Origin of the sequence: Caballeronia terrestris (assembly GCF_001544515.1) — a bacterium.
Taxonomy (GTDB): domain Bacteria; phylum Pseudomonadota; class Gammaproteobacteria; order Burkholderiales; family Burkholderiaceae; genus Caballeronia; species Caballeronia terrestris.
On the sequence record NZ_FCOL02000569.1, the window covers coordinates 1 to 724 of the forward strand.

The window sequence follows — 724 nt, forward strand, 5'->3', positions numbered from 1 at the left end:
GGTCGAGCCCGCAGCTTGCAGCATCGTGAGTTGACGTGCAGCCAGCGCATCACTAGCAATCCGAATGGCGCTTGCCTGCAATTGACGTTGCGCGTCGCTGCGCGGCGACAGTGCCTCCAGCTTGAGCTGAACGTTTTCCGCCCCCCTAAGTGCTTCGAGCCCGCGGAATTCTGCGATCTGTGCAGATTCGCCGGAAGCGAGTACCTGGGTCGATTTGCCAATCCTCTGCTTAAGCAGATCACGGAGTTCCTTCGTTTGCGGGCCATACTTGGCCGAACGCGATCGAAGAGAATGATGCTGGCGGCAGTGCGCACAATCTCGCTGTTCACGGTATCGAACGAGCTTTTCGCCGACGAAACCAGCAGGCCAAGCACCAACGCAGCCATCGTGGATATCAGACCGACAGCCAGCGTTACCGCACCGATTAATTCATCACCAAGGTGATGCTCTGGCAACCTGGTGCGCAGATACAACCCCAGCAACGCGCTGCAAAATACACAGATAAACACGAGCCATTGGGTTGGGCGCTCGCCAGCCGTTCCAACGAGAAGGCAGGAATCTTCGCTTCCGAGAGTAATGACGCGTCTCCTAATTTCTGGTGCGCGTCATTTGCGATCGCTCGATACGCGCACTGGCTCACGAAATAGGGTACACCCTGGTTTGGAATACCGACATTGGCTTTTGGTCCAACATGCTCGCGGCGTCTCCTTTCGGTTGCCGCGCC

At 57.2% G+C, this 724-nt stretch carries 2 protein-coding genes; one reads left to right on the forward strand and one right to left on the reverse strand.

What is annotated here, in order from left to right; translation table 11 throughout:
- The coding region (locus AWB67_RS42915; protein WP_235025640.1) for a hypothetical protein at positions 1–444 on the forward strand (444 nt) is incomplete at its 5' end.
- On the opposite strand, the gene AWB67_RS42920 is transcribed toward AWB67_RS42915, so the two are convergent.
- On the reverse strand, positions 425–724 hold a 300-nt coding region (locus AWB67_RS42920), incomplete at its 5' end, for a hypothetical protein (RefSeq protein WP_235025641.1). The genes AWB67_RS42915 and AWB67_RS42920 overlap by 20 nt on opposite strands.